Annotated in this window: 36 protein-coding genes; 4 read left to right on the forward strand and 32 right to left on the reverse strand. The window is 66.2% G+C overall.

Annotated features, from left to right (window positions below):
- Positions 1-9 precede the first annotated feature (9 nt).
- The 8 genes from truA to infA form a co-directional block, all read right to left on the reverse strand.
- On the reverse strand, positions 10-846 hold the full coding sequence (truA, locus tag EQ874_RS08320; protein WP_016932423.1) for a tRNA pseudouridine(38-40) synthase TruA: 837 nt from the start codon (positions 844-846) through the stop codon (positions 10-12).
- Positions 847-911: 65 nt separating this feature from the next.
- Positions 912-1,466 carry a 50S ribosomal protein L17 gene (rplQ, locus tag EQ874_RS08325; protein ID WP_006554582.1) on the reverse strand — a complete coding sequence of 185 codons (555 nt, stop codon included), beginning with the start codon at positions 1,464-1,466 and terminating at the stop codon, positions 912-914.
- A gap of 30 nt (positions 1,467-1,496) precedes the next feature.
- Positions 1,497-2,558: a DNA-directed RNA polymerase subunit alpha gene (locus EQ874_RS08330; RefSeq protein WP_016932424.1), complete on the reverse strand. Its 1,062-nt coding sequence runs from the start codon at positions 2,556-2,558 to the stop codon at positions 1,497-1,499.
- A gap of 101 nt (positions 2,559-2,659) precedes the next feature.
- Positions 2,660-3,265: a 30S ribosomal protein S4 gene (rpsD, locus tag EQ874_RS08335; protein WP_016932425.1), complete on the reverse strand. Its 606-nt coding sequence runs from the start codon at positions 3,263-3,265 to the stop codon at positions 2,660-2,662.
- A 22-nt stretch (positions 3,266-3,287) separates the two neighbouring features.
- On the reverse strand, positions 3,288-3,701 hold the full coding sequence (gene rpsK / locus EQ874_RS08340) for a 30S ribosomal protein S11 (RefSeq protein WP_006554585.1): 414 nt from the start codon (positions 3,699-3,701) through the stop codon (positions 3,288-3,290).
- Complete coding sequence (gene rpsM, locus EQ874_RS08345) at positions 3,701-4,069, reverse strand: 30S ribosomal protein S13 (protein ID WP_016932426.1); 369 nt, start codon at positions 4,067-4,069, stop codon at positions 3,701-3,703. Before rpsM ends, rpsK begins: the two co-directional genes overlap by 1 nt.
- A 209-nt stretch (positions 4,070-4,278) precedes the next feature.
- Positions 4,279-4,392: a 50S ribosomal protein L36 gene (rpmJ, locus tag EQ874_RS08350; protein WP_003938068.1), complete on the reverse strand. Its 114-nt coding sequence runs from the start codon at positions 4,390-4,392 to the stop codon at positions 4,279-4,281.
- 93 nt (positions 4,393-4,485) lie between these two features.
- Entirely contained in the window at positions 4,486-4,707 is a 222-nt protein-coding gene (gene infA, locus EQ874_RS08355) for a translation initiation factor IF-1 (protein ID WP_006554587.1), read from the reverse strand.
- A 220-nt stretch (positions 4,708-4,927) separates the two neighbouring features.
- On the opposite strand from infA, the gene dtd reads away from it, so the two are divergent.
- On the forward strand, positions 4,928-5,365 hold the full coding sequence (gene dtd, locus EQ874_RS08360) for a D-aminoacyl-tRNA deacylase (protein WP_129976486.1): 438 nt from the start codon (positions 4,928-4,930) through the stop codon (positions 5,363-5,365).
- 9 nt (positions 5,366-5,374) lie between these two features.
- On the opposite strand, the gene map is transcribed toward dtd, so the two are convergent.
- From map to rpsJ, 24 genes are all read right to left on the reverse strand, one after another.
- On the reverse strand, positions 5,375-6,172 hold the full coding sequence (gene map, locus EQ874_RS08365) for a type I methionyl aminopeptidase (protein ID WP_129976487.1): 798 nt from the start codon (positions 6,170-6,172) through the stop codon (positions 5,375-5,377).
- 14 nt (positions 6,173-6,186) lie between these two features.
- Positions 6,187-6,732, reverse strand: a complete 546-nt coding sequence (locus EQ874_RS08370) for an adenylate kinase (protein WP_016932431.1) — start codon at positions 6,730-6,732, stop codon at positions 6,187-6,189.
- Positions 6,729-8,042 (reverse strand): preprotein translocase subunit SecY, encoded by a 1,314-nt coding sequence (secY, locus tag EQ874_RS08375; protein ID WP_016932432.1) that lies wholly within the window; start codon positions 8,040-8,042, stop codon positions 6,729-6,731. The genes EQ874_RS08370 and secY overlap by 4 nt, the downstream gene beginning before the upstream one ends.
- 203 nt (positions 8,043-8,245) lie before the next feature.
- Positions 8,246-8,689 carry a 50S ribosomal protein L15 gene (gene rplO / locus EQ874_RS08380; protein WP_016932433.1) on the reverse strand — a complete coding sequence of 148 codons (444 nt, stop codon included), beginning with the start codon at positions 8,687-8,689 and terminating at the stop codon, positions 8,246-8,248.
- Between the two features lie 2 nt (positions 8,690-8,691).
- On the reverse strand, positions 8,692-8,871 hold the full coding sequence (rpmD, locus tag EQ874_RS08385; protein ID WP_006554593.1) for a 50S ribosomal protein L30: 180 nt from the start codon (positions 8,869-8,871) through the stop codon (positions 8,692-8,694).
- On the reverse strand, positions 8,871-9,518 hold the full coding sequence (gene rpsE / locus EQ874_RS08390; RefSeq protein ID WP_006554594.1) for a 30S ribosomal protein S5: 648 nt from the start codon (positions 9,516-9,518) through the stop codon (positions 8,871-8,873). The genes rpmD and rpsE overlap by 1 nt, the downstream gene beginning before the upstream one ends.
- A 31-nt stretch (positions 9,519-9,549) precedes the next feature.
- Entirely contained in the window at positions 9,550-9,957 is a 408-nt protein-coding gene (gene rplR, locus EQ874_RS08395) for a 50S ribosomal protein L18 (protein WP_026002910.1), read from the reverse strand.
- Positions 9,958-9,959: 2 nt separating this feature from the next.
- Positions 9,960-10,499: a 50S ribosomal protein L6 gene (gene rplF, locus EQ874_RS08400; RefSeq protein WP_006554596.1), complete on the reverse strand. Its 540-nt coding sequence runs from the start codon at positions 10,497-10,499 to the stop codon at positions 9,960-9,962.
- Positions 10,500-10,514: 15 nt separating this feature from the next.
- Positions 10,515-10,913, reverse strand: coding sequence for a 30S ribosomal protein S8 (gene rpsH / locus EQ874_RS08405; RefSeq protein ID WP_006554597.1), 399 nt, complete (start codon positions 10,911-10,913; stop codon positions 10,515-10,517).
- A gap of 173 nt (positions 10,914-11,086) precedes the next feature.
- The gene (locus EQ874_RS08410; protein ID WP_006554598.1) at positions 11,087-11,272 is read right to left on the reverse strand and encodes a type Z 30S ribosomal protein S14; all 186 of its coding nucleotides are present in this window, start codon (positions 11,270-11,272) and stop codon (positions 11,087-11,089) included.
- 4 nt (positions 11,273-11,276) lie between these two features.
- Complete coding sequence (gene rplE / locus EQ874_RS08415; protein WP_006554599.1) at positions 11,277-11,843, reverse strand: 50S ribosomal protein L5; 567 nt, start codon at positions 11,841-11,843, stop codon at positions 11,277-11,279.
- A 1-nt stretch (position 11,844) separates the two neighbouring features.
- On the reverse strand, positions 11,845-12,162 hold the full coding sequence (gene rplX, locus EQ874_RS08420) for a 50S ribosomal protein L24 (protein ID WP_006554600.1): 318 nt from the start codon (positions 12,160-12,162) through the stop codon (positions 11,845-11,847).
- Positions 12,162-12,530, reverse strand: a complete 369-nt coding sequence (gene rplN / locus EQ874_RS08425) for a 50S ribosomal protein L14 (RefSeq protein ID WP_006554601.1) — start codon at positions 12,528-12,530, stop codon at positions 12,162-12,164. The genes rplX and rplN overlap by 1 nt, the downstream gene beginning before the upstream one ends.
- A gap of 290 nt (positions 12,531-12,820) precedes the next feature.
- On the reverse strand, positions 12,821-13,105 hold the full coding sequence (rpsQ, locus tag EQ874_RS08430; protein ID WP_024101619.1) for a 30S ribosomal protein S17: 285 nt from the start codon (positions 13,103-13,105) through the stop codon (positions 12,821-12,823).
- Positions 13,102-13,338, reverse strand: a complete 237-nt coding sequence (rpmC, locus tag EQ874_RS08435) for a 50S ribosomal protein L29 (protein WP_006554603.1) — start codon at positions 13,336-13,338, stop codon at positions 13,102-13,104. The genes rpsQ and rpmC overlap by 4 nt, the downstream gene beginning before the upstream one ends.
- Positions 13,338-13,754: a 50S ribosomal protein L16 gene (rplP, locus tag EQ874_RS08440; protein ID WP_006554604.1), complete on the reverse strand. Its 417-nt coding sequence runs from the start codon at positions 13,752-13,754 to the stop codon at positions 13,338-13,340. The genes rpmC and rplP overlap by 1 nt, the downstream gene beginning before the upstream one ends.
- A 4-nt stretch (positions 13,755-13,758) precedes the next feature.
- Positions 13,759-14,556, reverse strand: a complete 798-nt coding sequence (gene rpsC, locus EQ874_RS08445; protein WP_059382415.1) for a 30S ribosomal protein S3 — start codon at positions 14,554-14,556, stop codon at positions 13,759-13,761.
- The gene (gene rplV / locus EQ874_RS08450; RefSeq protein ID WP_006554606.1) at positions 14,556-14,948 is read right to left on the reverse strand and encodes a 50S ribosomal protein L22; all 393 of its coding nucleotides are present in this window, start codon (positions 14,946-14,948) and stop codon (positions 14,556-14,558) included. The genes rpsC and rplV overlap by 1 nt, the downstream gene beginning before the upstream one ends.
- A complete protein-coding gene (gene rpsS / locus EQ874_RS08455; RefSeq protein WP_003938088.1) occupies positions 14,945-15,226 on the reverse strand; it encodes a 30S ribosomal protein S19 in 282 nt (93 codons plus the stop codon). Before rpsS ends, rplV begins: the two co-directional genes overlap by 4 nt.
- 19 nt (positions 15,227-15,245) lie before the next feature.
- Positions 15,246-16,079 (reverse strand): 50S ribosomal protein L2, encoded by an 834-nt coding sequence (rplB, locus tag EQ874_RS08460; RefSeq protein WP_129976488.1) that lies wholly within the window; start codon positions 16,077-16,079, stop codon positions 15,246-15,248.
- Positions 16,080-16,117: 38 nt separating this feature from the next.
- Positions 16,118-16,423, reverse strand: coding sequence for a 50S ribosomal protein L23 (rplW, locus tag EQ874_RS08465; RefSeq protein ID WP_016935026.1), 306 nt, complete (start codon positions 16,421-16,423; stop codon positions 16,118-16,120).
- Entirely contained in the window at positions 16,420-17,103 is a 684-nt protein-coding gene (gene rplD, locus EQ874_RS08470) for a 50S ribosomal protein L4 (protein ID WP_064063812.1), read from the reverse strand. The genes rplW and rplD overlap by 4 nt, the downstream gene beginning before the upstream one ends.
- On the reverse strand, positions 17,100-17,753 hold the full coding sequence (gene rplC / locus EQ874_RS08475; protein ID WP_064063811.1) for a 50S ribosomal protein L3: 654 nt from the start codon (positions 17,751-17,753) through the stop codon (positions 17,100-17,102). The genes rplD and rplC overlap by 4 nt, the downstream gene beginning before the upstream one ends.
- 45 nt (positions 17,754-17,798) lie before the next feature.
- Positions 17,799-18,104: a 30S ribosomal protein S10 gene (rpsJ, locus tag EQ874_RS08480; protein ID WP_003938093.1), complete on the reverse strand. Its 306-nt coding sequence runs from the start codon at positions 18,102-18,104 to the stop codon at positions 17,799-17,801.
- Positions 18,105-18,955: 851 nt separating this feature from the next.
- Between rpsJ and EQ874_RS08485 the strand changes: the two genes are divergently transcribed.
- Genes EQ874_RS08485 through EQ874_RS08495 form a run of 3 tightly spaced genes read left to right on the forward strand, consistent with a single transcriptional unit; the run spans position 18,956 to position 21,760 of the window.
- Positions 18,956-20,056, forward strand: coding sequence for a daunorubicin/doxorubicin resistance ABC transporter ATP-binding protein DrrA (locus EQ874_RS08485; RefSeq protein WP_064063875.1), 1,101 nt, complete (start codon positions 18,956-18,958; stop codon positions 20,054-20,056).
- A gap of 17 nt (positions 20,057-20,073) precedes the next feature.
- Positions 20,074-20,904: an ABC transporter permease gene (locus tag EQ874_RS08490; protein ID WP_242496696.1), complete on the forward strand. Its 831-nt coding sequence runs from the start codon at positions 20,074-20,076 to the stop codon at positions 20,902-20,904.
- A gap of 4 nt (positions 20,905-20,908) precedes the next feature.
- A complete protein-coding gene (locus tag EQ874_RS08495) occupies positions 20,909-21,760 on the forward strand; it encodes an ABC transporter permease (RefSeq protein ID WP_129976489.1) in 852 nt (283 codons plus the stop codon).
- Positions 21,761-21,762: the final 2 nt, after the last annotated feature.

Consider the following 21,762-nt stretch of genomic DNA (forward strand, 5'->3'; position numbering starts at 1 on the left):
TCGTTCCCTTCATCCGCAGCAGCCGGGCGTGATGGGCCCGCGCATCTCCCGCGTCGCAGCGTTGCGCGCGGCCAGTTCCTCGTCAGCAGGGTAGTCGACGCGGACCAATGACAGGCCGTGAGCCGGTGCCACCGCAACGGACGCCGCGCGTTCGCGCGCCTCGAGCAGGGCCGTCATCCACTCGACGCTGCGGCGCCCCTCCCCCACGGCCAGGGCCGCTCCGACGAGACTGCGCACCATCGACCAGCAGAAGGCGTCGGCGCTGACGTAGGCGGTGAGGATGTCGTCCTCGCGGGTCCAGTCGTATCGCTGCAGTTGGCGTACGGTCGTCGCACCCTCGCGACGCTTGCAGAAGGCGGCGAAGTCGTGGAGACCGAGCAGTGAGTGCGAGGCGCGTCGCATCGCATCGAGATCGACGGCCTTCGGCCACGAAACGGTGTCGCGCGCCCGCAGCGGCTCGGCGCCGTACACCGCTGTGGTGAGGCGGTATTCGTAGTGACGCCGAATCGCCGAGAAGCGCGCGTCGAAATGCTCGGGGGCGACGGAGATCCCGGTGACACGCACGTCGCGGGGCAGGAACCGCGCGAGACGCCGGACCCAGCGCGACGGATCGTCGGGCAGCGCCGCGGTGGGTACGTCCACGTGTGCGACCTGCCCGGAAGCGTGCACGCCGGCATCGGTGCGACCGGCGACGGTGAGCAGCACGGGGGTCCGGACGATCGCGGAGAGCTTCTCCTCGATCTCCCCGCACACCGTGCGGCGACCGGGTTGCCGTGCCCAGCCGGAGAAGTCGGTGCCGTCGTAGGCGATGTCGAGTCGCAGACGTGTCGTCTCGTGAGAAGCCACGAGCCCGCCGCCCTCGGAAGGGACGGCGGGCTCGTGAGCTTCAGCAGATGCCGAAACCAAGTGGACTAGTCCTTCTTGGCCTCGTCGGCCTCGGGTGCGTCGGCAGCCGTGGCGTTGGTGTCCTCGACACCCTCGACGACGGCGTCGGCGTTCGCGACCTCGGCGTCGGTGGCCTCGGCCTCGACGGCCTGGACCGCGTTGTCCTCGGCGGGTGCCTGCGAGGCGGCGACGCGACGTGCGCGGTCGGCCTCGGAGGTGACGGTCTTCTCGCGCACCAGTTCGATGATGGCCATGGGGGCGTTGTCGCCCTTGCGCGGCATCGTCTTGATGATGCGGGTGTAACCGCCGTTGCGGTCCTCGAAGGAGGGACCGATCTCCGCGAACAGCGAGTGGACGACGTCCTTGTTGCGGATGACCTTCAGCACCTCACGACGCGAGGCCAGCGTGCCGGCCTTGGCGTGCGTGACGAGCTTCTCGGCGTACGGGCGCAGGGCCTTGGCCTTGGCCTCGGTGGTGGTGATGCGGCCGTGCTCGAAGAGCGCGGTGGCCAGGTTGGCCATGAGCGCCTTCTGATGCGAGGCCGATCCGCCGAAGCGGGCGCCCTTCTTGGGCTTGGGCATGATTTTCTCCTAGTAACGGACCGTGAGCTGCTACAGCTGCTCGGTCTCGGCGTAGTCCTCGTTGCCGTCGTTGTCACCGAAGGAGCCGGCGTCGGTGTCGCTCCAGGTACCGGTCGCGGCGTCGTAACCGGCGACGGTGCTGGGGTCGAACGATGCCGGGCTGTCCTTGAGGGACAGGCCGAGCGAGTGCAGCTTGACCTTGACCTCGTCGATGGACTTCTGGCCGAAGTTGCGGATGTCGAGCAGGTCGGACTCCGTGCGTGCCACGAGCTCGCCGACGGTGTGAACACCCTCGCGCTTGAGGCAGTTGTAGGACCGGACCGTGAGGTCGAGGTCCTCGATCGGAAGTCCGAAGGAGGCGATGTGGTCGGCCTCGGCGGGCGAGGGACCGATCTCGATGCCTTCTGCTTCGACGTTCAGCTCACGAGCCAGACCGAAGAGCTCCACGAGGGTCTTGCCCGCCGAGGCGAGCGCGTCCCGCGCGCTGATCGAGTTCTTGGTCTCCACGTCGAGAATGAGCCGATCGAAGTCGGTGCGCTGCTCGACGCGGGTCGCTTCCACCTTGTACGTCACCTTGAGCACCGGCGAGTAGATCGAGTCGACCGGGATGCGGCCGATCTCGGCGCCGGACGCCTTGTTCTGCACGGCAGGAACGTAGCCGCGACCGCGCTCGACGACGAGCTCGATCTCCAGCTTGCCCTTGTCGTTCAGGGTGGCGATGTGCAGGTCCGGGTTGTGGATGGTGACACCGGCCGGGGGCACGATGTCGCCGGCCGTGACGGTGCCCGGTCCCTGCTTGCGGACGTACATGGTGACCGGCTCGTCCTCTTCCGAGCCGACCACGAGACCCTTGAGGTTCAGGATGATGTCGGTGACATCCTCCTTCACGCCGGGAACGGTGGTGAACTCGTGGAGCACGCCGTCGATGCGGATGCTGGTGACGGCTGCGCCCGGGATCGAGGAGAGCAGGGTGCGACGAAGCGAGTTGCCGAGGGTGTACCCGAAGCCAGGCTCGAGCGGCTCGATGACGAACTTCGAGCGGTTGTCAGCGATGACCTCTTCGGTCAGTGTGGGTCGCTGAGAGATGAGCATCTGTTGCCTCCTTGTGGGCGTCCGCCATATGACGCCCTAGTGGAATGGAGTGGTGTCCTCCCGTCCGGGCGGACCGGAGGACACCACGACACCGAGGTGTCTTACTTCGAGTAGTACTCGACGATCAGCTGTTCCTGCAGCGGGATGTCGATCTGTGCGCGCTCGGGGAGCTGGTGGACCAGCACCCGCAGACGCGGACCGACGACCTGCAGCCAACCCGGGATCGGGCGCTCGCCCTGGGTCTCGCGCGCGACCTGGAAGGGCAGCGTGCTCAGCGACTTCTCGCGGACATCGATGATGTCGTACTGCGAGACGCGGTAGCTGGGGATGTCGACCTTCTTGCCGTTGACCAGGAAGTGGCCGTGGCTGACCAGCTGGCGGGCCTGACGACGCGTGCGGGCGAGGCCGGCACGGTAGACGACGTTGTCCAGACGCGACTCGAGGATGGCCAGCAGAACCTCACCGGTCTTGCCGGGACGGCTTGCGGCCTCTTCGTAGTAGCGGCGGAACTGCTTCTCCATGACACCGTAGGAGAAGCGGGCCTTCTGCTTCTCCTGCAGCTGGAGCAGGTACTCGCTCTCCTTGATCCGCGCGCGGCCGTGCTGGCCGGGCGGGTAGGGGCGACGCTCGAAGGCCTGATCGCCTCCGACCAGGTCGACACGGAGACGACGCGACTTACGGGTGACGGGACCGGTATAACGAGCCATTATTCTTTACCTTCCTTTCCCGTTAGACGCGACGCCGCTTGGGCGGACGGCAACCGTTGTGCGGCTGCGGGGTGACATCGGAGATGGTGCCGACCTCGAGGCCTGCGGCCTGGAGCGAACGGATCGCCGTCTCGCGACCCGAACCCGGGCCCTTGACGAAGACGTCGACCTTCTTGACACCGTGTTCCTGCGCCTTGCGGGCGGCGTTCTCGGCGGCGAGCTGCGCGGCGAACGGGGTCGACTTGCGCGAGCCCTTGAAGCCGACGTGGCCGGAGGACGCCCAGGAGATCACGTTGCCCTGCGGGTCCGTGATGGACACGATGGTGTTGTTGAACGTGCTCTTGATGTGAGCGGCGCCGTGCGGAACGTTCTTCTTGTCCCTGCGCCGTGCCTTCTGGGTCTTCTTCGGACCGGTGCTGCGTGACTTGGGAGGCATTACTTCTTCTTTCCTGCGACGGTGCGCTTCGGACCCTTACGGGTGCGGGCGTTGGTCTTGGTGCGCTGTCCACGCACGGGCAGACCACGACGGTGTCGCAGGCCCTGGTAGCAGCCGATCTCGATCTTGCGGCGGATGTCCGCCTGAACCTCGCGACGGAGGTCGCCCTCGACCTTGTAGCTCTCCTCGATGTACTCGCGGAGCTTGGCGAGGTCCTCGTCCGTCAGATCCTTGCTGCGCAGGTCCGGGCTGACGCCGGTGGCCTCGAGGATCTCCTTGGAGCGGGTACGGCCGATGCCGTAGATGTACGTGAGTGCGATCTCCATCCGCTTTTCGCGGGGAAGATCGACACCTGCGAGACGTGCCATGTGGCATTCCTATTCGGTGTGCGGAGGTCTGCTCCCAGCCCGTCCCCTGCGTCGAAGAACTGTGTAGATCATGAACACAGTGGGGCCCCGGCCTCCGTACCGGGGGTTGATCGCGCAGCTCCTCGACGGATCGAGGATCGTAACCACGCGACTGGTGCTGGAAGGTCTTCGTGCTTGTTGCCAAGCAGATCTTCGAGACGAAGGTGGATCTAGCCCTGACGCTGCTTGTGACGCAGGTTCTCGCAGATCACCATGACCCGCCCGTTACGGCGGATCACCTTGCACTTCTCGCAGATCTTCTTGACGCTAGGCTGAACCTTCACGTAAGTCCGATCTCCTGTATGTGCGCCGCCGGACACGGCAGAAGCCGGCCCGGCGACATGATTCCCCCCGACCGTGTGGCCGGGGAAGCTTCGTTACTTGTAGCGGTAGACGATGCGTCCACGCGTGAGGTCGTAAGGAGAAAGCTCCACGACAACGCGGTCCTCGGGAAGGATACGAATGTAGTGCTGACGCATCTTTCCGCTGATGTGGGCGAGAACCTTGTGCCCGTTCTCCAGCTCGATGCGGAACATCGCATTGGGCAGCGGTTCGATTACCCGGCCCTCGACCTCGATTGCCCCGTCTTTCTTAGCCATATCCTCCGCGATCCGTTGTTCGGCGTTGTGGTTGCATCGGCATCCGTTACCGTGACGCTCGGCAACTCCGGAACCGGACACGAACCGACATTCGACAGGAAATCGACACGGGACCGATCGGAGCGCAGCGCGCACCACCGATCAATGGTACGGGAAGTTGACCGTCCAGGACAAATGAGCTCGGGCACACGTGTGCCTGCAACTACGAGGAGGACGTCGCGTGCGGGCGTTGATTCAACGGGTGACCACGGCGGCAGTGTCGGTCGACGGAGTCGAGGTGGCCCGTATCATCCCGGCCGGCGGCAGTCACGGCCTTCTCGTGCTCGTCGGCGTCACGCACGACGACGACGAGGCGAAGGCCGCGACGCTCGCCCGGAAGGTGTGGACGATGCGCATCCTCGAGGACGAGAGATCCGCTTCCGACGTCGACGCTCCGATCCTCGTGGTCAGCCAGTTCACGCTCATGGCCGACACGAGGAAGAGCCGGCGCCCGTCCTGGTCGGCCGCCGCTCCACGTGCGGTCGCCGAGCCTCTCGTCGATGCCTTCGCGAACGCCCTGCGCGATCTCGGCGCGAGCGTCGAGACGGGGAAGTTCGGGGCACACATGGAAGTGAGCCTCGTCAACGACGGCCCCGTCACGCTCCTCGTCGAGGTGTGACCCGGTTCGTCACTCGGGGCGGAGCGTGAGGATCCGCGGGCCGTCCTCGGTCACCGCGACCGTGTGCTCCCAGTGCGCGGCCCGGCTGCCGTCGACGGTCACGACCGTCCACTCGTCGTCGAGGACCTCGGTCTCGTAGGTGCCGAGGGTGAGCATCGGCTCGACTGCGAGCACCGAGCCGACGACGAGCTTCGGGCCCTTGCCGGGCTTGCCCTCGTTGGGGAGGAACGGATCCATGTGCATCTCGCGTCCGATACCGTGCCCGCCGTAGCCGTCGACGATGCCGTACGACCGGCCGTGCAGCTTCTCCGCGGCGTGTGTGCCCTGCTCGATCGCGTGCGAGACGTCGGTCAAACGGTTCCCCGGAAGCATCGCCGCGATGCCGGCCTCGAGCGACAGGCGGGTGGCCTCGCTGAGGTCGATGTCGGCCTGCGACAGCTCGCCGATGCCGAAGGTCCACGCCGAGTCGCCGTGCCAGCCGTCGAGGATCGCACCGCAGTCGATCGAGACGAGATCGCCCTCCGCGAGGACCACCGACGTCGACGGGATGCCGTGGACGACGACCTCGTTGACCGACGAGCAGATCGAACCGGTGAAACCGTGGTAGCCCAGGAAGGACGGAACGGCCCCCGCGTCACGGATGACCGATTCCGCCACCTGGTCGAGTTCGAGGGTGCTCACGCCCGGCTCGGCGGCCTCACGCACTGCGACGAGTGCGGAACCGACCACGGCTCCGGCCGCCGCCATCGCGTCGAGTTCACCCGAGGTGCGGAACGGAACCACTGAGCGCTTGCGCCCGAAACCCATGTCGTACTACCCGTCTACTTTCCGAGTGCGGACAGAGCCCGCTCGTTGATCTCCTCGACCTCGCCGATCGCGTCGACCGTGATGATCGAATCGGTGTAGTAGTCGAGAAGCGGTGCCGTCTCCTCACGGTAGACCCGGAGGCGGTTGCGGATCACGTCCTCGGTGTCGTCGGCGCGACCGCGGGCGAGCATGCGCTCGACGACCACGTCCTCGTCGACGACGAAGGACAGCACGCCGTCGAGTTCGACACCGAGATCCTTCAAGATGTTCCGGAGTTCCTCGGCCTGCTCCACGCTCCGCGGGAAACCGTCGAGGAGGAAGCCGTTGGCGGCGTCCGGCTCGGCCAGACGCTCCCGCACCATGTTGTTGGTGATCTCGGCGGGGACGAGCTCCCCAGCGTCGATGTACTTCTTGGCCTCGACGCCGAGCGGGGTGCCCTGCCCGATGTTCGCGCGGAAGAGATCGCCCGTCGAGATGGCGGGGACGCCGAGCTTCTCGGACAGAATCGCGGCCTGCGTGCCCTTGCCGGCACCGGGAGGACCGAGGAGTACAAGTCTCACTTGAGGAACCCTTCGTAGTTGCGCTGCATCAATTGACTTTCGATCTGCTTGACAGTGTCCAGCGCGACACTGACGAGAATGAGAACCGCGGCGCCACCGAAGATGCTCGAGGCCGTCTGGCTGCCGGACAGGAAGAAGTTCGGCAGCGTCGCGATGAGACCGAGGTAGATCGAGCCCGGAACCGTGATGCGGTTGAGCACGAAACTGAGATATTCGGCGGTCGGCCGCCCGGGCCGGATGCCCGGGATGAACCCGCCGTACTTCTTCATCTCGTCGGCTCGTTCCTCCGGATTGAAGGTGATGGCGACGTAGAAGAAGACGAAGAACACGATCAGCGCGAAGTAGATCGCGATATAGACCGGGTTGTTCGGGTTGACCAGGTACTCGTTGATGATCCGCTGCCACCAGCTCGGATCGGGGTTCGTCGTGGCACCGGTGAGCTGCGCGACGAGATTCGGCAGGTACAGCAGCGACGACGCGAAGATGACGGGGATGATGCCCGCCTGGTTGACCTTCAGCGGCAGGTAGGTCGACGACCCGCCGTACATGCGCCGGCCGACCATGCGCTTGGCGTACTGGACAGGGATCCGGCGCTGTCCCTGCTCGATGAACACGACACCCGTGATGAGGACCAGGGCCACGACGCAGACGATCGCGAAGACGAGACCACCGCGGGATTCGAGGATCATGCGGCCCTCGCTCGGCAGCGCGGCCGCGATACCCGAGAAGATCAGCAGCGACATGCCGTTGCCGACCCCGCGTTCGGTGATGAGCTCACCGAACCACATCACGACGGCGGCGCCCGCGGTCATCACCAGCACGATGACGACCATCGCAAAGATGCTGTCGTCGGCGAGGATCGGTTCCGAACAGCCCTGCAGCAGCTGCCCTCGGGCGGCGAGGGCGACGATGCCGGTCGCTTGCAGAACGGCGAGCGCGACGGCGAGATAACGCGTGTACTGCGTCATCTTGGCCTGGCCGGACTGGCCTTCCTTGCGCAGTTCCTCGAAGCGTGGAATGACCACGGTGAGCAGCTGCACGATGATGCTCGCGGTGATGAACGGCATGATGCCGATCGCGAAGACCGACAGCTGCAACAGCGCGCCGCCGGAGAACAGGTTGATCAGCGAGTAGATACCGGCCTGCTCGCTGCCGGCGAGCTGATCGACACAGGCCTGGACGTTGCCGTAGTCGACGCCCGGGGACGGCACGGTAGCGCCGAGGCGGTACAGCGCCACGAGCCCGAGGGCGATGAGAATCTTCCGCCTCAGGTCCGGTGTCCTGAGGGCCGAGACGAAGGCGGAAAGCAAAGATCCTCCTGGCGGGCCGATCGGGGACGACGGATCGAGAAGGATCCGTCGGACGGTAGACAACTCTGAAACTCTAACAGTGGCCCCCGAGGAGAGGGGTAGCCCGGTAGCCTATGTCACCGCTGCGAACGCGCGAACGGCCGCGGTGCAGGGATCTGCACCGCGGCCGTTCGACAGCCGTGACTCACACGCGAAAGTACAGGTCAGGCCTGGACGGTCGCGCTGCCACCGGCGGCAGCGATCTTCTCCTGAGCGGAGGCGGAGAACTTGTGGGCGGTGACCTGCACGGCCACCGTCAGCTCGCCCTCGCCGAGGACCTTGACGAGCTGGTTCTTGCGAACCAGACCCTTCGCCACGAGGTCCGCGACACCGATCTGTCCACCCTCGGGGAACACGCGAGCGATGTCCCCGACGTTGACGATCTGGTACTCGGTACGGAATGCGTTCTTGAAACCCTTGAGCTTCGGCAGACGCATGTGGATGGGCATCTGGCCACCCTCGAAGGCCGGCGACACGTTCTTGCGTGCCTTCGTGCCCTTCGTACCGCGGCCGGCGGTCTTGCCCTTCGAACCCTCACCGCGTCCGACGCGGGTCTTGTCCGTCTTCGCACCCGGAGCCGGGCGCAGGTGATGCAGCTTGATGGTCATTCTCAGACCTCCTCAACGGTGACGAGGTGACGCACCACGTTGATGAGGCCACGGTTCTGCGCATTGTCCTCGCGGACGACGGACTGGCGGATCTTCCGCAGACCGAGGGTCCGGAGGCTGTCGCGCTGATTCGACTTGGCCCCGATGGTGCTCTTGATCTGGGTGATCTTCAGCTCTGCCATTACTTCACGCTCCCAGCAGCCTGTGCACGTGCGCGCAGCATGCCGGCGGGGGCAACTTCCTCGAGGGTGAGGCCACGGCGAGCCGCGACTTCCTCGGGACGCTGCAGACCCTTGAGGGCCGCAACCGTCGCGTGCACCACGTTGATGGCGTTGTCGGAGCCGAGCGACTTCGACAGGATGTCGTGGACACCCGCGCACTCCAGCACCGCGCGCACAGCGCCACCGGCGATGACACCGGTACCGGGGGAAGCCGGACGCAGCAGGACGACACCGGCTGCAGCCTCTCCCTGAACGGGGTGGGTGATGGTTCCGCCGATGAGCGGGACGCGGAAGAAGTTCTTGCGAGCTTCCTCGACACCCTTCTGGATGGCCGCGGGAACTTCCTTGGCCTTGCCGTAGCCGACGCCGACCAGACCGTTGCCGTCGCCCACGATCACCAGAGCGGTGAAGCTGAAGCGACGACCGCCCTTGACGACCTTCGACACACGGTTGATCGAGACGACACGCTCGATGTAGTTCGACTTCTCGGCAGCGTTGCCGCCACGCGAGTCGCGGTCGCGGCGGTCGCGACCGCCGCGGTTGTCACCGCTGTTGGGGTTCTGTCCGGCGGGGCCGTTGCCGCCGTCACGCCGCTGACGTCCCGGCATCAGGCGTTCCTTCCGTTCGAGAAAATGGTCATCAGAACTTCAACCCGCTTTCGCGAGCCGCGTCCGCGAGGGCCGCGATGCGTCCGCTGTAGGTGTGGCCACCGCGGTCGAAGACCACGGCTTCCACGCCGGCAGCCTTCGCGCGCTCGGCGATCAGCTGACCGACCTTCGCGCCGCGAGCCTTCTTGTCGCCCTCGAGAGCGCGCACATCGGGTTCGATGGACGACGCTGCGGCGAGGGTGGTGCCCGTCAGATCGTCGATCAGCTGCACGTGCAGGTGACGCGACGACCGGTTGACGACGAGGCGGGGACGCTCGGCGGTGCCGGAGATCTTCTTGCGGAGGCGGAAGTGACGACGCGTCTTCGAAAGGCGACGCGTGGTGGAGGCGTCCTTGCCGCGCGGGATGCGCTTGGCCTTCTGGTTCTCGGTCTGGCTCATGATCACTTACCCGTCTTTCCGACCTTGCGACGGACCTGTTCACCCTCGTAGCGGATGCCCTTGCCCTTGTAGGGGTCGGACTTGCGCAGCCGGCGGATGTTGGCCGCGATCTGGCCGACCTTCTGCTTGTCGATGCCCGAGATCGAGAAGCGCGTGGGGTTCTCGACGGCGAACGTGATGCCCTCGGGCGCCTCGATCAGCACGGGGTGGCTGTAGCCGAGCGAGAACTCGAGGTCCTTGCCCTTGAGGGCCACGCGGTAGCCGACGCCGTGGATCTCCATCTTGGTGGTGTAACCCTCGGTCACACCGACGATGAGGTTCTGCACGAGCGTCCGCGACAGGCCGTGCAGCGCGCGGCTGCGACGCTCGTCGTTCGGGCGCGTGACGTTGATTGCCCCGTCCTCGCCCTTGGCGACGGCGATCGGCTCGGCGATCGTCAGGGACAGGTTGCCCTTGGGGCCCTTGACTGCAACATCCTGGCCGTCGATGGTGATCTCGACGCCCGAAGGAACTGCAACGGGGAGTTTTCCGATTCGCGACATTGTGGTGGCCTCCCTTTACCAGACGTAGGCGAGGACTTCCCCGCCCACTCCCTGCTTGGCCGCCTGGCGATCGGTGAGCAGGCCGGAGGACGTGGAGATGATCGCCACGCCGAGGCCGCCCAGGACCTTGGGCAGGTTGGTGGATTTCGCGTACACGCGCAGGCCGGGCTTCGACACGCGGCGCACGCCGGCAAGGCTGCGCTCACGGGAAGGTCCGTACTTGAGGTCGACGATGAGGGTCTTGCCCACCTCGGCGTCCTCGGTGCGGTAGTCGGAGATGTAGCCCTCGCGCTTGAGGATCTCGGCGATGTTCACCTTGATCTTCGAGGACGGGAGCTTGACCTCGTCGTGGTACGCCGTGTTGGCGTTACGCAGACGCGTCAAGAAGTCTGCGATGGGGTCGGTCATGGTCATGGCTGACCTGTTCACCTTTCTCGATGCGGTTCCCATGCAACGCCGGAACATGCCGGCCGTGGGCCTACATCGAAACTCGGTTTCGATAGCGGATTCGTCGACGGATCGGCGACGAACCCATGACAGCGTGACAGTGGGCGGAGAACTACTCGGTCCTCCGCCCACCGCTCACGTCACCAGGAGCTCTTGTGAACTCCCGGAAGTTCTCCGCGGTGTGCCATCTCGCGAAGGCAGATGCGGCAGAGTCCGAACTTGCGGAAGACCGAGTGCGGGCGCCCGCAGCGCTGGCAGCGGGTGTAGGCGCGCACCGCGAACTTCGGCTTCTTGTTGGCCTTGTTGACCAGTGCCTTCTTAGCCATGGGCTCAGTTCTCCTTGAACGGGAAGCCGAGGTGCTTGAGCAGGGCACGGCCTTCTTCGTTGTTGGTAGCGGTGGTCACGACAGTGATGTCCATGCCGCGCGGGCGGTCGATCTTGTCCACGTCGATCTCGTGGAACATCGACTGCTCGTTCAGGCCGAACGTGTAGTTGCCGTTGCCGTCGAACTGGTTGCCGTTGAGGCCGCGGAAGTCCCGGATACGGGGAAGCGCGATGGACACGAGACGGTCCAGGAACTCCCACATGCGGTCGCCGCGCAGCGTGACGCGCGCACCGATCGGCATGCCCTCGCGCAGCTTGAACTGTGCGATGGACTTGCGGGCCTTGCGGATCTCCGGCTTCTGACCGGTGATGAGCGCGAGGTCGTTGACGGCTCCGTTGATGAGCTTCGCGTCGCGGGCGGCGTCGCCGACACCCATGTTGACGACGACCTTCACGACGCCGGGGATCTGCATGACGTTCGCGTAGTCGAACTCCGCGTTCAGCGCGTCCTTGATCTCGGCACGGTAGCGGGCCTTCAGGCGCGGCTGGGTCTTGTTCTCGGTGGAAGTCATGTCAGAGGTCCTTCCCGTTCTTCCGGGAAATCCGAACGCGCTTGCCGGTTTCCTCGTCGGTGCGGTAGCCCACGCGAGTGGGGTTTCCGTCCGAGTCGACGACCGCAACGTTGGAAACGTGGATCGGGGCCTCCTGCGTCACGATGCCGCCGGAGGAGGCGCCACGCTCGTTCGCAGAGACGGCGGTGTGCTTCTTGATACGGTTCACGCCCTCGACGAGGACCTTGCCGGTCGCCGGGTAGGCCGCGATGACCTTGCCCTTGGCGCCCTTGTCCTTGCCCGAGATGACGAGCACGGTGTCACCCTTGTGCACCTTCATCACAGCACCTCCGGAGCGAGCGAGACGATCTTCATGAACCGCTTGTCGCGGAGTTCGCGACCGACGGGTCCGAAGATGCGGGTGCCGCGAGGATCGTTGTCGCCCTTGATGATGACGGCAGCGTTCTCGTCGAACTTGATGTACGAGCCGTCCGGCCGGCGGCGCTCCTTGGCGGTGCGCACGATCACGGCCTTGACGACGTCGCCGCGCTTGACGTTGCCGCCGGGGATCGCGTCCTTGACGGTGGCGACGATGACGTCACCGATTCCGGCGTAGCGACGGGACGAGCCACCGAGAACGCGGATGCAGAGGATCTCCTTGGCACCCGTGTTGTCGGCGACACGCAGTCGCGACTCCTGCTGGATCACTTACTTCTCCTTGACCTGGATTGGTGTGTACGTCAGATTTCCGACCTGGACGTACGCGGTCGTCGGCTGCACACGACGCACGTGCGAATCACACACGGGTCCTGTAAGCAACCCGTCCAGAGTAGGCCATATACCGTACGCAGGGCAAATTCGCGAATTGTGATGCCCCTCCCCACCCCGGAACCGGGCGTGTCGCGAGCGGCGGTGCCTACCGGACGCACAGCACCCCACCACCCGTGATGCGGGCGGTGGGGTGCTGCATGATCTCGTTCCGTCGAGGACGAGGAGGCCTACTTGGCCTTCTCGAGCACCTCGACCAGACGCCAGCGCTTCGACGCGGACAGCGGACGGGTCTCCATCAGCTGAACGCGGTCGCCGATGCCGGCCAGACCGTTCTCGTCGTGCGCCTTCACCTTGGTGGTACGGCGGATGATCTTGCCGTACAGCGGGTGCTTCACGCGGTCCTCGAGCTCGACGACGATGGTCTTCTCCATCTTGTCGGAGACGACGTAGCCGATGCGGACCTTACGGCTCGCGCGCTGTTCCTGGTTGCTCACTGCCTTTTCCTCACTCATGCCACGTCACCCGCATTCGGGCCGGTGGCCAGTCCGAGCTCGCGCTCGCGCAGCACCGTGTAGATACGGGCGATCTCGTTGCGCACGACGCGAAGCCGACGGTTGTTGTCCAGCTGGCCGGTGGCCATCTGGAAGCGGAGGTTGAACAGCTCTTCCTTGGCCTCGCGGAGCTTGTCGGTCAGCTCCTCGTCGCTCAGCTCGCGGAGTTCTGCGGCGGGGGTACCGGTAGCCATCAGAACTGCTCCTCCCTCGTCACGATGCGGCACTTGCAGGGGAGCTTGTGCATCGCACGACGCAGGGCCTCGCGCGCAATCTCCTCGTTGGGGTAGCTCATCTCGAACAGCACGCGACCGGGCTTGACGTTCGCGACCCACCACTCCGGCGAACCCTTACCGGAACCCATGCGGGTCTCGGCGGGCTTCTTCGTGAGCGGACGATCCGGGAAGATGTTGATCCAGATCTTGCCGCCACGCTTGATGTGCCGGGTCATGGCGATACGAGCGGACTCGATCTGCCGGTTGGTGATGTAGGCCGGCTCGAGAGCCTGGATGCCGTAGTCACCGAAGGCCACCTGGGTTCCGCCCTTGGCGGCACCCGTACGGCTCGGATGGTGCTGCTTGCGGTGTTTGACCCGCCGGGGGATCAACATTGCGTCAGCCCTCCTTGTTCTCGGTCGAGGCAGGAGCGTCGCTCGATGCGGCGCGGCCGGCCTCGGTGCTCGTCGCGGTGGTGCCCGACGCGCCGGAACGACGCGGGCGGCTCGGACGCTCACGACGCGGCCGGTCGGCGGGAGCGGCTGCAGCAGCAGCGAGCTCACGACGGCCACCGACGATGTCGCCCTTGTAGATCCAGACCTTCACGCCGATACGACCGAAGGTGGTCCGTGCCTCGTAGAGGCCGTAGTCGATATCCGCGCGCAGCGTGTGCAGCGGGACGCGACCTTCGCGGTAGAACTCCGAACGCGACATCTCGGCGCCACCGAGGCGGCCCGAGCACTGCACGCGGATGCCCTTGACGTTCGGCTGACGCATGGCCGACTGGATGGCCTTGCGCATCGCACGACGGAAGGCGACACGGTTCGAGAGCTGCTCGGCGACGCCCTGCGCCACGAGCTGAGCCTCGGACTCCGAGTTCTTGACCTCGAGGATGTTCAGCTGGACCTGCTTACCGGTCAGCTTCTCCAGCTCGGCGCGGATGCGATCGGCCTCGGCGCCGCGGCGTCCGATGACGATGCCCGGACGAGCGGTGTGGATGTCCACACGCACACGGTCGCGGGTGCGCTCGATCTCGACCTTCGCGATGCCGGCGCGCTCGAGGCCGGAGGCCAGGAACTTGCGGATCGCGACATCTTCCTTGACGTAGTCCGCGTACTGCTTGTCGGCGTACCAACGAGACTTCCAGTCGGTGGTGATGCCCAGACGGAAGCCGTGCGGGTTGATCTTCTGGCCCACTACTGAGCTCCCTTCCGGCGGTTACGAGTCGAAGCCGACCCGACGCTTTCCACGATCACGGTGATGTGGCTCGACCGCTTGCGGATGCGGAACGCACGGCCCTGGGCACGCGGCTGGAACCGCTTCAGGGTCGCGCCCTCGTCCACGTACGCCGTCGCGACGACGAGCGTGCTGGGGTCGAGGTTGTAGTTGTTCTGCGCGTTCGCAGCGGCCGACGCGATCACCTTGGCGACCGGCTCGGCCGCGGCCTGCGGCGCGAACTTGAGGATGGCCAGGGCCTCCTCGACGGACTTACCGCGAACGATGTCGACGACGCGGCGCGCCTTCATCGGGGTCACGCGCACGTGGCGCGCAACAGCCCGAGCGCTGTTGGTGGTGGTTTCAGTGCTCATCGACGCTTGCTCTTCCGGTCGTCCTTGATGTGGCCCTTGAACGTACGGGTCGGCGCGAACTCACCGAGCTTGTGACCGACCATGGACTCCGAGACGAACACCGGCACGTGCTTGCGTCCATCGTGGACAGCGAACGTATGACCGATGAAGTCGGGCAGAATCGTGGAACGGCGCGACCAGGTCTTGATGACCTGCTTGGTGCCCTTCTCGTTCTGCGTGTCCACCTTCGCCAGGAGGTGGTCGTCGACGAACGGGCCCTTCTTGAGGCTGCGTGGCATTCTCTAACTCCCTCCTTGACTAGCGCTTCTTGCCGGTACGGCGACGACGGACGATGAGCTTGTCGGACGCCTTGTTCTTGCGGGTGCGGCCCTCGGGCTTGCCCCACGGGCTGACCGGGTGGCGACCACCCGAGGTCTTGCCCTCGCCACCACCGTGCGGGTGGTCGACCGGGTTCATCACGACACCACGGACCGTCGGGCGCTTGCCCTTCCAGCGCATACGGCCGGCCTTGCCCCAGTTGATGTTCGACTGCTCGGCGTTGCCGACCTCGCCGACGGTGGCGCGGCAGCGCACGTCGACGCGACGGATCTCACCGGAGGGCATACGCAGCGTGGCGTAGGTGCCTTCCTTACCGAGGAGCTGGATGCTCGCACCGGCGGAACGGGCCATCTTGGCGCCGCCACCCGGACGCAGCTCGACCGCGTGGATGGTCGTACCCGTCGGGATGTTGCGCAGCGGCAGGTTGTTGCCCGGCTTGATGTCGGCGTTGGGGCCCGACTCGATCGCGGCGCCCTGCACGAGTCCCTTGGGAGCGATGATGTAGCGCTTCTCGCCGTCCACGTAGTGGAGCAGCGCGATGCGCGCGGTGCGGTTGGGGTCGTACTCGATGTGAGCGACCTTGGCCGGCACGCCGTCCTTGTCGTTGCGACGGAAATCGATCAGGCGGTAGGCGCGCTTGTGTCCGCCACCCTTGTGACGGGTGGTGATGCGGCCGTGCGCGTTACGTCCACCGCGACCGTGCAGCGGGCGGATCAGCGACTTCTCGGGCGTCGACCGAGTGATCTCGGCGAAGTCCGACACGCTGGCGCCACGGCGGCCCGGCGTAGTCGGCTTGTACTTACGGATTGCCATGAGTCTTCTCGTCCTCTATCTCTCGAGAGTTCCGATCGCTAGGCGACCGGGCCTCCGAAGATCTCGATGGGCTTGCTGTCGGCCGCGAGGGTCACGAGCGCGCGCTTGGTGTCCTTGCGCTTGCCGTAACCGAAACGGGTCCGCTTGCGCTTGCCCTGACGGTTGGCGGTGTTGACGCTGCTCACCTTGACGCCGAAGACCTTCTCGACGGCAATCTTGATCTGCGTCTTGTTCGAGTCCGGGTGCACCAGGAAGGTGTAGGTGCCCTCTTCCATCAGCCCGTAGGACTTCTCGGAGACGACGGGAGCCAGCAGGATGTCGCGAGGATCGGCGATCGTGCTCACTTGCTCTCCTCCTTCACTTCCTGGCCGGACTCGGCCGGCCCGTGGATGAACGTGTTGAGCGCCTCGACGCTGAACACGACGTCATCGCTGTAGAGCACGTCGTAGGTGTTCAGCTGATCCGGCGCGAGCACGTGGACGTTCGGCAGGTTCTGCGCGGACTTCCACGCCGCGATGTCCTGGCGACCGACGACGAGCAGCAGGTTCTTGCGATCCGACAGCTCAGCGAGGAAGGTGCGGGCACCCTTGGTCGACGGGGTCTGGCCCGCGACGAGCTCGGTGATCACGTGGATGCGCTCGTTGCGCGCCCGGTCGGAGAGGGCACCGCGCAGAGCGGCGGCCTTCATCTTCTTGGGGGTGCGCTGGCTGTAGTCGCGCGGCTGCGGGCCGTGGACGACGCCACCGCCGGCGAACTGCGGCGCACGGGTCGAGCCCTGACGTGCGCGGCCGGTGCCCTTCTGGCGGTACGGCTTCTTGCCACCACCGCGGACGTCGCCGCGGGTCTTGGTGGAGTGCGTTCCCTGACGAGCCGCGGCGAGCTGCGCGGTGACGACCTGGTGCAGCAGCGCGATGTTCGCGGGAGCGTCGAAGATCTCGGCGGGGAGATCGACGGAGCCGGAGGTCTGGCCACCGGGGGCCTTGACGTCCAAGGTCAGCTTGGTTGCGGTCTCGGTGCTGGTCATGCCCGTGCACCACCCTTCACTGCGGTCTTGACGATCACGAGGCCGCCCTTGCGACCCGGGATCGCGCCCTTGATCAGCAGCAGCCCGTTCTCGGCGTCCACCTTGTGGACCGAGAGGTTCTGCGTCGTGATGCGGTCGGAGCCCATACGGCCGGACATGCGCGTGCCCTTGAACACGCGGCCCGGGGTGGCGCAGCCACCGATGGAACCCGGACGGCGGTGCACGGCCTGCGTACCGTGCGACGCGCCCTGGCCGGCGAAGCCGTGACGCTTCATGGTGCCGGCGAAGCCCTTGCCCTTGGAAGTTCCGGTGACGTCGACGTAGGCGCCGTCCTCGAAGACCTCCGCGGTGAGTTCCTGGCCGACCTCGTACTCGGAGGCGTCCTCGACCCGGAGCTCGACCAGGTGACGGCGCGGCGTGACGCCGGCCTTGTCGAACTGGCCGCGAACCGGCTTGTTGACCTTGCGCGGCGCGATGGCACCGTAGGCGAGCTGCACGGCGTTGTAGCCGTCGCGCTCCTCGGTACGGATCTGCGTGACCACGTTCGGTCCGGCCTTGACGACGGTCACCGGGACGACCCGGTTGTTCTCGTCGAAGACCTGGGTCATGCCGAGCTTGGTGCCCAGGATTCCCTTGATCTGGTTAGTCATGTGTTGTCTCCGCTGCGTCTTTCACAAGCTCGCTGTAATCGAATGTCACTGAATGTTGACGTCGACGCTTGCCGGGAGATCGATGCGCATGAGCGCGTCGACGGTCTTCGGCGTCGGGTCGAGGATGTCGATGAGCCGCTTGTGCGTCCGCATCTCGAAGTGCTCGCGCGAGTCCTTGTACTTGTGCGGCGAGCGGATGACGCAGTACACGTTCTTTTCAGTGGGCAACGGCACCGGGCCGACCACGCGGGCACCCGTACGGGTCACCGTCTCGACGATCTTGCGCGCAGATGCGTCGATCGCCTCGTGGTCATAGGCCTTGAGCCTGATGCGGATCTTCTGTCCCGCCACGCTTAGTGTCCTTTTCTTGCCGCGTTTCGTGATCCCCGGCGGAGCCGGGAAATCACCTCGTCTGCACAGTTCCCCGAGGAACGGCGACCGAGAACAGCACTCGAAACACAGTGCGAGCCGGACGTATCCGATCCGCTTGCCGCTGTTCATCTGTCATTGTTCTCCGGCCCACGCGGTCGGGCGTGTCGGCCCGCCGCTCATTCCCCGGCGTCGAGACTCGTAGGCTTCGACACCGCAAGGAACGGAACCGGCTGTGCTCGCAGGAGCACACAGGGGTACTGCTTCCGTCTTGCATGTGGCCGCGACCAGGCCGTGAGGCTCGATCCGCGACTGTCACGTCTTTCCCGATCCGAGCCGCGAAACATCCATGGCCCGGTCAAGGCAACCCGACCAGTATGCAGGAGCACGGCCGAGAGTTCAACTCACGACGGTGCGTGATGTGCGCCTCCACAGGGCACGCCGCGCGGTCGGGTCTGCGCGATCGAGCCTGGCCGATGGGTTCCTCGGCAGTGTCCGTACCGGCGCAGCCGCTCCATCGTATCCGCCGGGACGGGACCGGGGTCGGGAGGGGCCTGCGCGATCGCGGTCGGGGAACGGAGGCGGTCGCGTCCCACGAGCGGCTGCTGCAGGCACTGCGCCGCGACGACGTCGAAGCCGCCGGGCGCGCGCACCTCACCGACGGGCCCGCCGCCTCGTCGATCATCGCGACGATCTCGGCGTCCAGTCCTGACCTGCGGACGCGGACGAGCGTGTCCGTCCGCACCTCCCGGAACCGTGCGTCCCGGTACGATTCCGACGGTGACGGACCGACCCGTCCCCGACAGGGACCGAGATCTACGGCGGGGTGTGATGTGAGCGATCACGACCAGGCAGTTCTCGTAGAGGACGTCCACAAGTCCTTCGGCGAGGTCCACGCGCTCGACGGGATCAGTTTTTCCGCACCGCCGGGCCGCGTCCTCGGCATTCTCGGCCCCAACGGTGCCGGCAAGACCACGATGGTCAAAGTGCTGTCGACCCTCCTGCGGCCCACCTCGGGTCGCGCCGTGGTCGCCGGGCACGACGTGGTGACCGAGGCCGCTGCGGTCCGGCGTTCGATCATGATGACCGGTCAGTTCGCCGCGCTCGACGACACCCTCACCGGTCGCGAGAATCTGATCCTGTTCGGTCGCCTGATGGGGCTCGACAAGAAGTCCGCCACGCGACGGGCCGACGAACTGCTCGAGGAGTTCGATCTCGTCGACGCCGGTCGCCGCCCCGTGAAGGGCTATTCCGGCGGCATGCGCCGACGGGTCGACATCGCGTGCGGCCTCGTGGTCCGCCCCAAGGTGGTCTTCCTCGACGAGCCCACCACCGGACTCGACCCGCGTAGCCGGCAGGGTGTGTGGTCGCTGGTGGCGGCACTCAAGGAGCAGGGCATCACGGTGTTGCTGACGACGCAGTACCTCGAAGAAGCGGATGTGCTGAGCGACAACATCATCGTCATCGACAAGGGGACGGTGATCGCGGAGGGCACCGCGAACCAGTTGAAGTCGTCCGCAGGCGGCACCCATTGCGAGATCGTCCCGGTCGACCCGCGCGCGATACCCGAGCTCCTCCGGGCACTCGACGGTCTCCTCCCGCGGGATCCGAGGAAGGGCACGGTCCCCGAGACGGATCGGGTGTCCGTTCCGGCGCCCGGCGGCGCCGCGACCCTCACCGAGGTGCTGCGGCGTATCGAACCCCTGGGTGTCGAGCTCGCCGACATCGGCCTGCGGCGGCCCTCCCTCGACGACGTCTTCCTCCGGCTCACCGGGCACTCGGCGTCCACTCCGGACGGTCACGCTCCGGGAGCGTCCACCCCGGACGGCTGTGATCCGGAAGCGTCCGACACCGACCCGACCGCGCTCGCCCAGGGAACCGCTGCGCCTCCGTCCGAGCGAGCGGGACCTGCCCCGGCAGGGGAACGACCGTGACCGCCCGCACCGACGAGGTGACGGTGGCAAGCTCACCGGAGTCCTCCTCGTTCGCTCCTCCGTCACGCCGGGGCGGCGCGCACCGCCGGATCACCCCGTCCTCGCTCGACCAGTGGTGGGTGCTGACGGTCCGTTCGCTGCGCACGATGGCCAGATACGGCGAGCTGGTCCTCGCGGTCCTGGCACCGTTCGTCTTCGGCCTGGGTTTCTACCTGCCGCTCAAGTTCGTCATGCAGCTGCAGGGCATCGACTACGCGCAGTTCCTCATGCCCATCATCGTGTTGCAGTCGATGGCGTTCACCGCCATCTCCGCGGCGCAGCTGGCGGCGCAGGAGGGCACGACCGGTGTGACCTCCCGCCTGCAGACGATGCCCGTCGCCGCCGCGGCGCCGTTGGCGTCGCGGATGACGGCGAGCACGGTGCGATCGGTCATCTCCCTGGCGGCCGCGATCGGATTCGGTTATCTGATCGGTTTCCGTTTCTCCGCAGGGCTCGGGCAGGCGGTGTTGTTCTGCGCGACCGCACTGATCATCAGCGTGCTGTTGTGCCTGGGCGCCGATGCGATCGGCTGTCTGTCCCGGAGCCCCGAAGCGACCGCGCAGGCGCTGACCCTGCCGCAGTTGATCCTCGGGATGCTGTCGTGCGGTTTCGTGCCCGAGGAAGGGTTCCCCGAGTGGATCAGGCCGTTCGTCCGCAACCAGCCGATCTCCCAGTTCTCCTTCGCGATGCGCGACATGGCCCAGGACGGGGTGACCTGGGAGGTCTTCCGCCCGAGTCTGTTCTGGATGATCGGGCTGGCCGTGATCTGCATTCCGGGGGCCGTATGGGCCGCGACGAGACGGGCGTGAGGCGATGAGCGGAACCGTCGAGACGTCGCGGGGGCCGGGCCACGGCTTCGCCTACCCGGAGCCGGATCGCATCCGCGGCGAGCGTTCGCTCGGTGCCCTGTGGGAGCACAGCCGTCTCCAGTGCGGACGGCTGCTGCTGAGGTGGGCCCGCGATCCCGCCACGATGATCCAGGCGCTCGTCTATCCGGCGCTGACGCTCGTGATGTTCCGTATCGTGCTCGGTGACAGCATCACTGCCGCGACCGGATATTCGTCGATCTTCGGCACCGTCCCCATGATCGTGCTCGTCGGCGCGATGTTCGGTTCGGTGGTCAGCGCGGTGGGATTGCGCACCGAACGTGATTCCGGCCTGCTGAGCCGATTCCACACGCTGCCCGTTCATCGTTCGGCGGGGCTCGTGGGCCGGTTGACGGCCGAGATGGTGCGCGTGTTCGTCACCTCTCTCGTGATCTTCGCCGCCGGCATGGCGCTGGGCTTCCGGTTCACCCAGGGCCTCGGTCCCACCCTGCTCATCCTCGTGGTCCCACTGATCTTCGGTCTGGGCTTCGCGATGATGGTGACCGCCCTGGCGACCCTGCCGGGGCGCACACCCCTGGTCGAGACCGTCTCGATCCTGTGCACCCTGCTCATGTTCTTCAACTCGGGGTTCGTGCCGGTCATGGCGTATCCGAGCTGGTTGCAACCCATCGTGGCGAACCAGCCGATGTCCTGCGCGATCGACACGATGCGCGCGCTGGCGATGGGAGGGCCTGTCGCCGAGCCCTTCCTGAAGACGGTCGCGTGGTCGGTGGGGATGGTGGCGGTCTTCGTGGTCCCCGCCGTCGTCGGTTACCGGCGCTCGGCCGAACAGAATTGATC

The organism is Rhodococcus sp. Q1, assembly GCF_004153645.1.
GTDB classification, from domain to species: domain Bacteria; phylum Actinomycetota; class Actinomycetes; order Mycobacteriales; family Mycobacteriaceae; genus Rhodococcus; species Rhodococcus gordoniae.

What these genes read in the sequence shown, in the direction of transcription:
- rpsS (WP_003938088.1), bottom strand. Translation starts at nt 15,226, where the DNA reads ATGCCACGCAGCCTCAAGAAGGGCCCGTTCGTCGACGACCACCTCCTG.
- rplX (WP_006554600.1), bottom strand. Translation starts at nt 12,162, where the DNA reads ATGAAGGTGCACAAGGGTGACACCGTGCTCGTCATCTCGGGCAAGGAC.
- rplV (WP_006554606.1), bottom strand. Translation starts at nt 14,948, where the DNA reads ATGAGCACTGAAACCACCACCAACAGCGCTCGGGCTGTTGCGCGCCAC.
- rplP (WP_006554604.1), bottom strand. Translation starts at nt 13,754, where the DNA reads ATGTTGATCCCCCGGCGGGTCAAACACCGCAAGCAGCACCATCCGAGC.
- rplR (WP_026002910.1), bottom strand. Translation starts at nt 9,957, where the DNA reads ATGAGCCAGACCGAGAACCAGAAGGCCAAGCGCATCCCGCGCGGCAAG.
- rplB (WP_129976488.1), bottom strand. Translation starts at nt 16,079, where the DNA reads ATGGCAATCCGTAAGTACAAGCCGACTACGCCGGGCCGCCGTGGCGCC.
- rplQ (WP_006554582.1), bottom strand. Translation starts at nt 1,466, where the DNA reads ATGCCCAAGCCCAAGAAGGGCGCCCGCTTCGGCGGATCGGCCTCGCAT.
- rpsH (WP_006554597.1), bottom strand. Translation starts at nt 10,913, where the DNA reads ATGACCATGACCGACCCCATCGCAGACTTCTTGACGCGTCTGCGTAAC.
- rplD (WP_064063812.1), bottom strand. Translation starts at nt 17,103, where the DNA reads ATGACCAGCACCGAGACCGCAACCAAGCTGACCTTGGACGTCAAGGCC.
- rpsM (WP_016932426.1), bottom strand. Translation starts at nt 4,069, where the DNA reads ATGGCACGTCTCGCAGGTGTCGATCTTCCCCGCGAAAAGCGGATGGAG.
- rpsE (WP_006554594.1), bottom strand. Translation starts at nt 9,518, where the DNA reads ATGCCGGGACGTCAGCGGCGTGACGGCGGCAACGGCCCCGCCGGACAG.
- EQ874_RS08410 (WP_006554598.1), bottom strand. Translation starts at nt 11,272, where the DNA reads ATGGCTAAGAAGGCACTGGTCAACAAGGCCAACAAGAAGCCGAAGTTC.
- EQ874_RS08495 (WP_129976489.1), top strand. Translation starts at nt 20,909, where the DNA reads ATGAGCGGAACCGTCGAGACGTCGCGGGGGCCGGGCCACGGCTTCGCC.
- rplC (WP_064063811.1), bottom strand. Translation starts at nt 17,753, where the DNA reads ATGACTAACCAGATCAAGGGAATCCTGGGCACCAAGCTCGGCATGACC.
- rpsD (WP_016932425.1), bottom strand. Translation starts at nt 3,265, where the DNA reads ATGGCTCGTTATACCGGTCCCGTCACCCGTAAGTCGCGTCGTCTCCGT.
- rpmC (WP_006554603.1), bottom strand. Translation starts at nt 13,338, where the DNA reads ATGGCTACCGGTACCCCCGCCGCAGAACTCCGCGAGCTGAGCGACGAG.
- map (WP_129976487.1), bottom strand. Translation starts at nt 6,172, where the DNA reads ATGGGTTTCGGGCGCAAGCGCTCAGTGGTTCCGTTCCGCACCTCGGGT.
- rplF (WP_006554596.1), bottom strand. Translation starts at nt 10,499, where the DNA reads ATGTCGCGAATCGGAAAACTCCCCGTTGCAGTTCCTTCGGGCGTCGAG.
- rplE (WP_006554599.1), bottom strand. Translation starts at nt 11,843, where the DNA reads ATGACTTCCACCGAGAACAAGACCCAGCCGCGCCTGAAGGCCCGCTAC.
- infA (WP_006554587.1), bottom strand. Translation starts at nt 4,707, where the DNA reads ATGGCTAAGAAAGACGGGGCAATCGAGGTCGAGGGCCGGGTAATCGAA.
- EQ874_RS08330 (WP_016932424.1), bottom strand. Translation starts at nt 2,558, where the DNA reads ATGCTCATCTCTCAGCGACCCACACTGACCGAAGAGGTCATCGCTGAC.
- rpmD (WP_006554593.1), bottom strand. Translation starts at nt 8,871, where the DNA reads ATGGCAGAGCTGAAGATCACCCAGATCAAGAGCACCATCGGGGCCAAG.
- rplO (WP_016932433.1), bottom strand. Translation starts at nt 8,689, where the DNA reads ATGACCATCAAGCTGCATCACCTGCGCCCGGCTCCGGGTGCGAAGACG.
- rpsQ (WP_024101619.1), bottom strand. Translation starts at nt 13,105, where the DNA reads ATGAGTGAGGAAAAGGCAGTGAGCAACCAGGAACAGCGCGCGAGCCGT.
- rpsK (WP_006554585.1), bottom strand. Translation starts at nt 3,701, where the DNA reads ATGCCTCCCAAGTCACGCAGCACCGGTCCGAAGAAGACCCAGAAGGCA.